Origin of the sequence: Bradyrhizobium sp. CCGB12, from assembly GCF_024199845.1 — a bacterium.
Taxonomy (GTDB): domain Bacteria; phylum Pseudomonadota; class Alphaproteobacteria; order Rhizobiales; family Xanthobacteraceae; genus Bradyrhizobium.
On record NZ_JANADO010000001.1, the window covers coordinates 8,776,570 to 8,788,412 of the forward strand.

At 64.5% G+C, this 11,843-nt stretch carries 11 protein-coding genes; all 11 read left to right on the plus strand.

What is annotated here, in order from left to right; all coding sequences use genetic code 11:
* Window positions 1–8 precede the first annotated feature (8 nt).
* The 11 genes from NLM27_RS40325 (at window position 9) to NLM27_RS40375 (ending at window position 11,832) form a co-directional block, all read left to right on the plus strand.
* Window positions 9–695: a TetR/AcrR family transcriptional regulator gene (locus NLM27_RS40325; protein WP_254148544.1), complete on the plus strand. Its 687-nt coding sequence runs from the start codon at window positions 9–11 to the stop codon at window positions 693–695.
* Window positions 696–830: 135 nt separating this feature from the next.
* Entirely contained in the window at window positions 831–1,505 is a 675-nt protein-coding gene (locus NLM27_RS40330) for a response regulator transcription factor (RefSeq protein ID WP_254148545.1), read from the plus strand.
* 177 nt (window positions 1,506–1,682) lie between these two features.
* Window positions 1,683–2,417, plus strand: coding sequence for an ABC transporter ATP-binding protein (locus tag NLM27_RS40335; protein ID WP_309144783.1), 735 nt, complete (start codon window positions 1,683–1,685; stop codon window positions 2,415–2,417).
* Window positions 2,418–2,926: 509 nt separating this feature from the next.
* Window positions 2,927–4,591 carry an amidohydrolase gene (locus NLM27_RS40340; protein ID WP_254148546.1) on the plus strand — a complete coding sequence of 555 codons (1,665 nt, stop codon included), beginning with the start codon at window positions 2,927–2,929 and terminating at the stop codon, window positions 4,589–4,591.
* 4 nt (window positions 4,592–4,595) lie between these two features.
* The gene (locus NLM27_RS40345) at window positions 4,596–5,684 is read left to right on the plus strand and encodes a GTP-binding protein (RefSeq protein ID WP_254148547.1); all 1,089 of its coding nucleotides are present in this window, start codon (window positions 4,596–4,598) and stop codon (window positions 5,682–5,684) included.
* 36 nt (window positions 5,685–5,720) lie between these two features.
* The gene (locus NLM27_RS40350; RefSeq protein ID WP_254148548.1) at window positions 5,721–7,040 is read left to right on the plus strand and encodes an ABC transporter substrate-binding protein; all 1,320 of its coding nucleotides are present in this window, start codon (window positions 5,721–5,723) and stop codon (window positions 7,038–7,040) included.
* A 1-nt stretch (window position 7,041) separates the two neighbouring features.
* Entirely contained in the window at window positions 7,042–7,773 is a 732-nt protein-coding gene (locus NLM27_RS40355; RefSeq protein WP_254148549.1) for an ABC transporter ATP-binding protein, read from the plus strand.
* Window positions 7,760–8,458: an ABC transporter ATP-binding protein gene (locus NLM27_RS40360; RefSeq protein WP_254148550.1), complete on the plus strand. Its 699-nt coding sequence runs from the start codon at window positions 7,760–7,762 to the stop codon at window positions 8,456–8,458. Before NLM27_RS40355 ends, NLM27_RS40360 begins: the two co-directional genes overlap by 14 nt.
* A 19-nt stretch (window positions 8,459–8,477) precedes the next feature.
* Entirely contained in the window at window positions 8,478–9,344 is an 867-nt protein-coding gene (locus NLM27_RS40365) for a branched-chain amino acid ABC transporter permease (protein WP_254148551.1), read from the plus strand.
* 5 nt (window positions 9,345–9,349) lie between these two features.
* Entirely contained in the window at window positions 9,350–10,366 is a 1,017-nt protein-coding gene (locus NLM27_RS40370) for a branched-chain amino acid ABC transporter permease (protein WP_254148552.1), read from the plus strand.
* Window positions 10,366–11,832: an amidase gene (locus NLM27_RS40375; protein ID WP_254148553.1), complete on the plus strand. Its 1,467-nt coding sequence runs from the start codon at window positions 10,366–10,368 to the stop codon at window positions 11,830–11,832. Before NLM27_RS40370 ends, NLM27_RS40375 begins: the two co-directional genes overlap by 1 nt.
* Window positions 11,833–11,843: the final 11 nt, after the last annotated feature.

The following is an 11,843-nucleotide window of genomic DNA, read 5'->3' on the forward strand; positions in this document are numbered from 1 at the left end:
TTGCTCCAATGAATCGTCCGGTCCGAACAGGAAGAGAGTCCGACGAGGCCCGCGCGCGGATTCTTGGAGCGGCCGAAGAGCGCTTTCGCCGCGTCGGCCACCACAGGACGTCGGTGGCCGAAATCGCCGCTGAACTCGGCATGAGCCCGGCGAATATCTACCGCTTCTTTCCGTCCAGGATTGCCATCGACGAGTCAATATGCGGGCGTCTGATTAACGAGGTTGCCGACATCGCCTTTGCGATCGCACGCACCGACGCGCCCGCCACGGAGAAGCTTGAGCAACTGCTGCCTACTGTTCACCACCACACGAAGATGATGCTGGTCAAAGCCCATGCACGATCTGATCGTCGCCGCCACGCAGGAGAACTGGTCGATCATTCAGGCACACATCAAGCGGATGCTGATGATCTTGGAGGCGCTCAGTTCGCGCGCGTTGACGTTCCACGTGTGCGCCTTGATCCGCAAATCGGAGGCGTCCTTCTCTGCGATAAGCAAGAAGTTTCCGCTGATATCCATGGTCTTGTCATCGGGCAGGCTGACATTCCCGGTCCAAGTCCCTTGCTCCCAAATAACGCTTCCATCGTCCGAGCAGCGTCCCCCGCCCGGAAGCTGTTGCCGTGGGCGCGCGACTTTATCTCGCACCGGAAGCCACGCAATCAACCGGATGGTGGAGGAGGACGGCAGGTCATATAGGTGAATTGGCTAGGAAAGCCACGGCTGCGGCGCGTGGCCTGCATTTTGCTTGACTAAATCGCGTGCCTGTCCCAGCGTCGTTGGCTGCGAGACGCGCGAGATGTCCGCTGGCGGGAAACATCGGGAGAGGTGATCATGATTGCGCTTTTGGGCCGATCAGATCCGGCAACCACGCAGGCCATTCAGTTTGCTCGGGGAATTCTCGAGGGCTCCGCGACCGCGTTCTACGAGGTCGACGGCAACCTGAACCTGAACCGTTTCGTGCTGAGCAGCGGTGTGCCGTCCGGCTTCCATGAGCAGTATATCGCGGGCATGAATCGGCTCGATCCGCTGCATCCGCGGGCGGCGAGCAATCAGTCTTTTGCCCGGCTCAGTGTCGCCATCGACCGATGCGGTACGCAAGAGGCTGCGACCTACCGCAATTTCGCCGGCCAATGCGGCATCTCCGACATGATCGAATTCTTCTTCCGTCGCAACGATCGCGTCGTGGCCGGCATGAGCGTGCTTTGGGGCCTGGGTTGCAAGATTCCCGAAGGCACGATGAATATCGCCGAAAAGATTCACGATTATCTTGAGTTCAACCTGATCAATCGTTTGTCGTCCCCGTCGGAAGAGGCTGCACGGTACGGCCTGACTTCGCGAGAACTGGAAGTCATCGAACTTCTTTGCTGCGGACGAACCAACCGCGAAATCAGCGAGTGTCTCAACATCGGCCTTGCGACCGTGAAGACGCATCTGATCCACATCTTCGAGAAGCTTGGCGTCGAGACCCGCTCGGCCGTCGTGGCGATGATGTCACGGCCGCATTAGCCCGGCGGACGGACTCGCTTCGAAAACGACCGCCTAGCCGCGGCGCTTTGCCGCGTAAATCCTTGTCTTTGCTCCGGCATCCACCGTTCGGTTGATTGCTGGCAGACGCTGAAGCCACCGACATTGAGGCCGCTCTAAGGAGATCGGCGCCTCTTCCGGTGATTGTCAGCGAATGTCATGTACAGTCTTGGTCTACCGCTCTACGCGCAGCGCATGGATCTTGCTTGCGCCGATTCCGCTCAGCCGACGCTGACGTCCGGCGGGATGGAAGGTCCTCCAGGACGAATTTCCGATCTCGCGCCTCCGCTGCTCGATGTTCATGGACTCACGGTCGGGATCGGGGAGGAGGGTTATCGCCTCGTCGACGGCATCTCCTTCAGTCTCCGCGCCGGCGAGACGCTGGGTGTCGTCGGCGAGTCCGGTTGCGGAAAATCGCTGACGTCCTTGGCGCTCATGGGTCTACTCCCGAGCGGGCTCACGGCCGCGGGAAAGGTGAGGTTCGAGGGCTCCGATCTTCTGACGCTTCCGGCATCCAGGCTTCGCGAGCTTCGCGGCGACCGTCTTGCGATGGTTTTTCAGGATCCGATGACGAGCCTCAATCCCGCGCTCACCGTCGGCTACCAGATCGCGGAGAGCCTCGTGCGCCATCGCAGGATGAGCCGAGGCGAGGCCCGCAAACACGCGGTGGAACTCCTTCGGAAGGTGAAGCTGCCGGCGGCCGAGCGGCGGTTCGACGACTATCCGCACCAGCTCTCCGGCGGTATGCGCCAGCGCGTCATGATCGCGATGGCGTTAGTCCGCAAGCCCGCGCTCCTGATCGCGGACGAGCCGACCACCGCGCTCGACGTCACCGTAGACACGGATCGTCCACCCTGTACCCTTCTGGCGTTCGTAGCCGGCCTTGAGGTGTAGACGGGCAGTACGGGCCGATCCGCCGGGATCAGCCTTGTCCACCTGTGCCTTGAGCACCTGCGTAGGAGCCGCGCCCCGGCAGAGCGGCCGCGATCGGCCTGGGTAACGCATGAGTTTTGGTCGAACGCGTCCGGTGGCACCGCAGGCCCGCCCGGCGTCGATACGGCCTCGATCACCAAGGGCTACTCGGTCTTCGCGGACCTGAGGTTCCGGCTCTGGGGTCCCGACGCGCCGGCGGCACCGCCGAAGCGGCCGATGTTCACCAAGCAGAGCGGCTTGCTCGGCGCGATCGCGTCGATGACCACCCGAGCGGTGCGGGAGCTGCGCTGGTCGAAATCGCGGTTCCCCTGCCAAAATGGGGCGCTCGCTTCGGACATCCACCGGATGGTTGATTGTTCCGGAGCGCGACATGCCGAACCCTTCGGCGCCGTGCTGGCAAGGTCGTCCGGTTTTGCGATGCGCCCTGCGTGGCACGCGGACGATCTGTTTCAACCGGGAATTCGACGGACATGCAGAAGACATTTGCCGACGCGGTGTTTCGCAACGGCCGGATATATACGTCGAACCGGCGGCAGCCCTGGGCGACGAGCGCTGCCGTCAGGGCCGGCCGCTTCGTTGCTGTCGGCGAGGAGCATGACATTGCGCCCTTCATTGGAGAGCGCACGGCGATCATCGACCTCAGCGGCCGGATGGCGATGGCCGGGATCATCGACATTCATAATCACATCATGATGGGCGGCCAGGCCGATCTCTACGAGCTGAGGTTCTCGTCGAGCCACAGCATTGCCAAGATCGCCAACGCCGTCCACAAGGCCGCCTCCGCCGCGAAGCCGGGCGCCTGGATCGTCGGTGGCCAGTTCGGCAACAATCTGCTGGCCGATCTCAACACCGCGGAATCCTTCGCACTGCTGGATGCGGCGAGCCTCGGTCACCCCGTCGTCTTGCGCGACGACAGCTATCACAATCGCTGGGCCAGCTCAGCGGCGCTGCGGCTCGCCGGCGTGGGGCACGACACGCCGAACCCGACCGACGGCGAGATCGGGCGCGACCTCAAGTCCGGCAGGCTCACCGGCCTGATGATCGAGGCTGCGTCCGGCCTCGTGGAGCGCGCGCTCGCCGCATCCGGACACTACACCGCGGAGATGGACCGCGCCGCGGTGGCGCGTTCGATCTCGGTCTTGAACGCTCATGGTGTGACGGCCTTCGTAGACGCGGCCAGCATGGAGCCCATCATGGCCGCGTTGAAGGGGCTCGACGATCGCGGGGAGCTGACCGCTTGGGCGGTCTGTGCAATGCCCGTGGTCGAGCCGGGCTTCATGTTCGGCAAGGCCGGCACGGATCTGTTCGAGGTGCGCGAGCAGTTCCGAAGCGTGCATGTGAAGCCGGACTACGCAAAGATGTTCCTCGACGGCGTACCCGGCGCCAAGACCGCAGCCTTTCACGAGCCCTACGTCGCGGATCCCGTACGCGGCTGCTGCTTTCGCGGTGCCACCATGATGAACGTGCCCGAACTCATCTCGTGGATCGGTCGTTGCGAGAAGCTCGGTCTCGCTGCCAAGATCCACTGCGCGGGCGACGCTTCCGTGACCCAGGCCCTCGACGCGGTCGATGTGGTACGGAGCTTCAACGGTCCGACCCAACTGGTGCATCACATCGCGCATGCGAGCTACATCGCTCCCGACGACATCCCGCGCTTCGCCGAACTGGGTGTCGCCGCCGACCTGTCGCCCATCATCTGGTACCCGACCGTCTTCCTCGAGGCGCACAAGGCCGCGATGGGAGCCGAACGCGCCGAGCGCTTCTGGCCGAACAAGGATCTCAAGGACGCTGGTGCGCTGATGGCCGGCGGCTCAGACTGGCCGGTGATCCCGATCCCCGATCCCTGGCAGGGCATCGAAGGCATGGTGACACGGCAAAATCCGACCGGCGATTTCCCCGGCAAATCGCTCTGGGCCGAGCAGGCGCTCGATCTCGCCACCGTGATCGACATCTACACCATCGATGCCGCGCGCGCGGCGGGGCTCAGTCAGACCATCGGTTCGATCGAGGTCGGCAAGTCGGCCGACCTGATCGTGCTCGACCAGATGATCTTCGACATTCCGCCGGACCGGCTTGCCGATACGCGGGTCGAGATGACTTTCTTCGAAGGCCGCAAAGTGTACGAGCGGGGGTAGTGCGATGGTCGCGGCGGATCACATCCCGGTCACGGTTCTCACCGGCTTCCTCGGCAGCGGCAAGACCACGGTGCTCAATCATCTCTTGCGCCAGCCCGCGCTGAACGGCGTCGTCGCCATCATCAACGAGTTCGGCGAGGTGGCCCTCGACCATCTCCTGGTCGAGGCCAGCGAGGATCGCCTGGCGCTGCTGGACAATGGCTGCATCTGCTGCTCGGTGCGCGAGGACCTGGTCGAGACGCTCGCGGACCTCGCATCGCGTCGCGCCGCGGGCACGATTCCGCCGTTCCACCGCGTGCTGGTCGAGACCACGGGTCTCGCCGACCCCGTACCGGTGCTGCACACGCTGATGACGGTGCCCGACATCATCGAGCGCTACCGGATCGATGGGATCGTGGCGACCGTCGATGCCGTCAATGGCCTGAACACGCTGGATACCCATCCGGAAGCCGTGCGTCAGATCGCGGTCGCCGATCGGCTGCTCCTGACCAAGACCGACCTTGCCCCGGATGATGCGCTGGTCCGGCTCGGTGCGCGGCTCGTGGCGATCAATCCGGTCGCGGCGAAGAGCCAGGTCCGGAACGGGATCGTCGATCCTGCGAAGGTACTGGATGCCGGACTGTTCGATCCGGCGGCGCGCTCCGCCGATGTGGCGGGTTGGTTCGAGGCGGCGTCGATCGCCGCGAACGAGCCGCATCATCACGCGCATCACCACTGCGAGGGCGAAGCGTGCGGGCATCATAGCCACCACACGTACGACGTCGGCGTGTCGTCCTACAGCCTGATCATCGACGAGCCGATCCGCCGCGATCCCTTTGCGCGCTGGCTCGATTATGTCGCCGCGCTGAAGGGCGAGGACCTGCTGCGCTTCAAGGCGATTGTCCATGTCGCCGAGCAGCCCAATACGCCGGTCGTGGTGCATGGCGTGCAGCATGTCTTCCATCCGCCGATCACCCTCGCGGCCTGGCCGTCGGACGATCGCCGCTCGCGCCTCGTCTTCATCGTGCGCGGCATCCCGCGCGAGATCATCGAAAACACGCTGTGCAAATTTGCGTCGATCAGCCGTGACGCGATCCAACGCTCGGCGGCGTAAGCGGCATTTATTCATCGGTTATTGAGGGAGAGGGACATGACTGAGAACAAGAATTCGAAGCTACCGTCGGCAGGCGGGTTCAATCGGCGCAGTCTGCTGAAGGCCGCCGGCGCCAGCGGGCTTGCCACGGCGTTCAATATGCCGATGCCCAACATCGCGCACGCTGCCGGCAACACCATCAAGATCGGTTGGGTCGGCTGTCTCTCCGGCGTCCGTGCGCCGTTTGCCGAGCCCGACACCTGGATCCACGAGCGGATCAAGAAGCATGTCAAGGATGGCCTGAAGATTGGCGGCAAGACCTGGCAGGTCGAGTTCGTCTTCAAGGACAACCAGTCGGACCCGAACCGCTCATCGGTGGTCGCCAGCGAATTGGTGCTGCGCGAAAAATGCGACCTGATCCTGGTCGAGGACGGTGACGCGCAGGCGCCGGTGCAGGAACTGTCCGACGCCCGCGGCATCCCCTCGATCTCGACCATGGTGCCCTGGCAGGGCTGGATGTTTCCGCGCAAATCGACGCCGGACAAGGGCTTTCCCTACAGCTTCCATTTCTTCTGGGGCGCCGACGATGTCGTGAAGAATTTCATGGGCATGTGGCAGTCGGTCGACACCAACAAGAAGGTCGGCACGCTCTATATCGATAATCCGGCGGGTACGGCCTTCTCCGATCCGAAGCTCGGATTGCCGGCCGGCATCGCGCAGGGCGGCTATCAGGAATTCGCGGCCGGCAAGTTCCAGATCGCGACCGACGACTTCACCAATCAGGTCTCGGCCTTCAAGAACAACGGCATCGATATCGTCTCAGGCTTTACCTATGGCAATCACTGGGTGACGCTGTGGAATCAGGCCGCGCAGGCAGGCTTCCGGCCGCAGATATGCACGGTGGCAGCAGCCTTCCTGTTCCCGAGCGCGGTGAACGCACTCGGCGATCGCGGCGACGGCATGTCCACGGAAGTATGGTGGACGCCGGCCTATCCCTTCAAATCGTCATTGACCGGACAGAGCGCCGGCGAGCTTGCCGCGGAATGGGAAACCACGACGGGCAAGCAATGGACCCAGCCGATCGGATACGCCCATGCCCTGTGGGAGGTTGCGCTCGCCGCCCTGCAGAAGAGCGACCCGAAGGACAAGAACTCGCTGCGCGATGCGATTGCGGGTCTCGACATGGAGACCGTGGTCGGGCCCGTCAAGTTCAAGGGCACTCCAATCAAGAACGTCGCGGTGACCTCGCTGTCGGGCGGGCAATGGCGCAAGACCAAGGGTGGCAAGTCGAAATACGAGCTGCTGATCGTGCACAACGGCACCGCGCCGTTCATCCCGAAGCAGGCCGACCTCGCGCTGCTCTCCAAGCTCGCCTGAGATGGCACCGCTCCTGCGCGTCAGCGGACTGTGCAAGCGCTTTGGCGAGATCGTCGTCGCCGACGATGTCGGCTTCGAGCTGGCGCGCGGCGAGTGTCTCGGCGTGATCGGCCCGAACGGCGCCGGCAAGAGCTCGCTGTTGAACCTGATCGTCGGCCTCGTCGGGGCCGACGGTGGGTCGATCGTGCTCGACGGTGAGGACATCACCGCCTTGCCGCCGCATCGCCGCGCGCGCAAGGGCCTCGGGCGCGCGTTCCAGATTCCGCAGCCGTTTCCGCATCTGTCGGTCTATGAGAATGCGCTGGTTGCCGCCTGTTACGGCGCCGGCCTCGCCGGCGAGGCTGCGTCGACCTGGACGATGGAGGTGCTGCAGCGGACTGGGCTCGCGGCCAAGGCCGACAAGCTCGCCGGCGCCCTGCCGTTGATCGACCGCAAGCGGCTGGAGTTCGCCAAGGCGCTGGCATCCAGGCCGACATTGATCCTGCTCGACGAGATCGCGGCCGGCCTGACCGAGCCCGAGGTCGAGCGCCTGGTTGCCATCATTCAGTCGGTCAAGGCTGATCACGCGATCATCTGGATCGAGCACATTCCGCACGCCTTGCGCGCGGTTTCGGATCGTATCCTGGTGCTCAATTTCGGCCGCAAGGTTCTGGAGGGACCGCCGGCGGATGTCATGGACAGCGCCGTGGTGCGCGAAATCTACATGGGACTGAAGGCCGATGGCGTTGCTTGAGGTGAACGGCCTGCAGATCTTCTACGGCGATCTCCAGGCCGTGTTCGATATGAACTTCGTGGTCGGCGACAGTGAAGCCGTTGCGCTCGTCGGGGCCAACGGCGCCGGCAAATCCACGTTTCTCAAGGCCCTGGTCGGATTGAACGAGGCACGCACGGGATCGATCTATTTCGACGGCGTCGACATCTCCCGTATGCCAGCCGAGCAGGTGTCGCGGCTCGGCCTGATCATGGTGCCGGAGGGGCGGCTGTTGTTCGATTCGCTCTCGATCGAGGAAAATCTTCTGATGGGCACCGTCAATCGCCGCACCGGGAACTGGACGCTGCGACGGGTGTTCGACCTGTTTCCGATCCTGCAAGAGCGGCGGCGGAGTTATCCGGGCCAGCTCTCCGGCGGCCAACAACAGATGGCCGCGATCGGCCGCGCGCTGATGTCCAATCCACGGCTACTGCTGTGCGACGAGATCTCGCTCGGGCTGGCGCCTGTCATGGTCGAGCAGATCTATCGTTCCTTCGCCGACATCCGCGGCGAAGGAACCGCCGTCGTGCTGGTGGAGCAGGACGTCAAGCGCGCACTTGCCGCGTCCGAGCGTGTCTACTGCCTGCTGAAGGGGCGGGTGTCGCTCACGGGGCCGGCGCGCGAGATGCAGCCCGAGCAACTGACGCACGCCTATTTCGGCAATTAGCAAGCGATTCGGTGGGGACATGATCTGGGTTGAGACATTGATCAACGGGGCCATGCTCGGCGGCCTTTATGGCCTGCTCGGCATCGGGCTTGCGCTGGTGTTCGGCGTGATGCGGGTGGTCAACATCGCCCATGGCGAGTTCATGGTGCTGAGCGCGTTCTTCGCGGTGCTGCTGGCCGCGCTGTTTCCGTCGGTGCCGCCGCTGTTGATGCTGATCCCGGTGATCGCCGTATCATTCGTGGTCGGCTGGATCTACCAGGCGGCGATCGTCAATCGGGTCGCCAAATCGCCCGATCCGCTGGCGCCGCTGCTGCTGACCTTCGGCGTCTCGGTGATCCTGCGCAATGTGATGGTCGAGGTGTTCGGCGCCGATGTGCGCAGCCTGCAGGTCGGCGATCTGTCGCGCGCGAGCCTGGAGGTGGCCGGGCTGAACATCGGCATCATGCCGCTGCTCACGCTGGTGCTCGCCGTGATCCTGTTCATGGCGCTGCAGTTCATCCTGCAGCGTACGGAATTCGGGCGGATCGTGCGTGCCACGGCGGACCGCCGCGACATTGTCCGGCTGGCCGGGGTCAAGCCGGACCGCGTCTACAACTATGTCATGGGCCTGTCGCTTGCGCTCGGCGCGATCGCCGGCGTGCTGCTCGCGGTACGCTCGAGCTTTACGCCGTTCTCGGGCGCCGAGCGGCTATTGATCGCGTTCGAGGTCGTCGTGCTCGGCGGGCTCGGCTCGTTCTGGGGCGCGCTGCTCGGTGGCATTGCGCTCGGCATGGCGCAGCTGATCGGACTGAAGATCGATCCCAATGCGGGACTGCTCTACGCGCACCTGCTTTTTCTCTGCATGCTGCTGATCAGGCCGTCGGGTCTGGTCTCGAGCAAGGCTTGATGCCGATGTCGACACGGACCATCCTTGCCGCCTGTACCGTCGTTTTCGTCACAATCGGTGCCGGCGCGCCCTTTGTCCTCAACGAAGGATTTCTGCGGCTCGCGACCGAATGCTTGCTGCTGCTCACGATGGCGCAGATGTGGAATTTGCTGGCGGGCTATGCGGGTCTCGTCTCGCTCGGCCACCAGGTGTTTGTGGCTTTCGGCGCCTATGCGCTGTTCCTGACTTCGGGCTGGCTCGAAGTGACGCCGATCTGGGTGTTGCCGGTGGCGCCGCTGATCGCGGCGGCCGTGGCCGCCGTGATCGCCTTTCCGCTGTTCCGACTGCGCGACGCCTACTTCTCGATCGCGATCTGGGTGTTCGCGGAGATCATCGGCGCGCTGGTGATGAAATCGCCGCTCGCCGGCGGCACCTCGGGTCTTCCCTTGGCCACCAGCAGGCTGATCGATTTCGATTGGTTCGAGCCGATCATGTTCTGGCTGGCGGGCGGACTGACGCTCGGCACCATCGCGGCGCTATACCGGCTGATGACGTCGAGCTTCGGCCTCGGTCTGATGAGTGTGCGCGACAATGATTTGGCAGCGATGAGCGTCGGAGTCGACGTCCGGCACAACCGCTTCGTCGCTTTCGTGCTGTCGGCGGCGGGATGTGGTCTTGCGGGAGCGCTCAGCTTCATGGGCAATCTCTACATCGCGCCGCTGGCGGCGTTCGACCCCAACTGGTCCGTCTACATGATGTTCATCGTCATCATCGGCGGCATCGGTACGCTCGAGGGCCCGATCCTCGGCGTCGTGATCTTCTTCGGCCTGCGTGAACTGATGACCGGCCCGCTCGGGCTCTCCGGGGGCTGGTATCTCGTCGGGCTCGGGGTCATTGCCGTCATCGTCATGATGGTGGCGCCACGTGGCATCTGGCCGGTGCTACGCGATCGGATCGGGGTGCGATTGCTCGACGTCCACCGTTCGTCGCCGCGTCCGGCTCCCGACGTGGTGCTGCAGAACGTCTCGGAAAGGACGACTTGATGAGTGCTACCGACGTCACCTATCGCGCGGCAACCGAGCTTGCGAAAATGCTGGCAGCCGGCCAGATCAGCGCATCCGAGCTGCTGGACGAGCATCTCGCGCGGGTGCGCAAGTTCAATCCGGCCGTCAACGCCGTGGTCGCGCTCGACGAGGAGGGCGCCCGCAAGGCGGCTCGGGCAGCCGACGAGGCCCGCGCACGCGATGCGGCGCTGGGTCCGCTGCATGGGTTGTCCATGACCATCAAGGACACGTTCGAGGTCACCGGGATGACCGCGACCTGCGGCCTTGAGGAGTTGCGCGATTATCGCCCGGCTGCGGATGCCGAGGCTGTCGCCAGGCTGCGCGCGGCAGGCGCGATCGTCTTCGGCAAGACCAATCTGCCGCCGGCGGCCGCCGATCATCAATCCTGCAATCCCGTGTTCGGCCTGACGCGCAATCCCTGGAACGTCGAGCGGACGGTCGGCGGTTCGTCCGGAGGCTCGGCGGCCGCGCTCGCGGCAGGCTTCACGCCGCTCGAGCTCGGCAGCGATATCGGCGGTTCGATCCGGGTTCCTGCCCACTTCTGCGGCGTGTACGGCCACAAGCCGAGCCATGGGATGGTGCCGCTGGAAGGCCACATTCCACCGCCGCCCGGTCACCTGTCGCAGCCCGAGCTCGGCGTCGCCGGACCGCTGGCGCGCAGCGCATTCGACCTGGAACTGATGCTCGACATCATCACCGCCGCGCCGGAGCTGAAGCGGACCGCGTTTCGCATCGATCTGCCGCCCGCCCGCCGCAGCAATCTCAGCGACTTCCGTGTCGCGGTCTGGAACGACGCGTCGGCCTATCCGGTCGACAGCGCCTATGCGGCCACGATCGATGCGTTGGTCGAGGATCTCAGACGGTTCGGCGTCAGGGTCGTTACTGCGGCGCGGCCGGCGATCGATCCGGCGCAGAGTTTCCGCATCTATATGCAAACCCTGTTCGGCATCATCGGTGCCGGCTTTCCGCCGCCGGTGCGGGAGGCGATCGTTGCGGGCGGCAGGACGGCGCCCGAGGGCAGCTATCCGCGCATGGTGGCCGACGCGGTCGGCCAGAGCCTCGCGGAGTTCGCCGCGGCAGCCGAGCAGCGCGAGCATCTCTTCCGCGTCTGGCGTGACTTCTTCACGCGCTATGACGTGCTGCTGTGTCCGATCACGCCGACGGTCGCATTCCCGCATGACGTGGCCCGGCTCGACATGGCGGCGCAGTTCGACCGCCGCATCGTCGTGAACGGCAAGGCGACGCCCTACATGGACAATCTGATGTGGCCCGGCCTGGTGACGGTGGCGAACCTGCCCGCCACCGCGATCCCGACGCGTCGGCTGGTCGACGGCCTGCCGGCTGGCCTGCAGATCGTCGGACCATATCTCGAAGATCGCACGACGCTGAAGTTCGCCCAGCTCCTCGAACGCGAATTCGGGGGCTTCATGCTGCCGCCTTTGTGAGTATGCTTGCG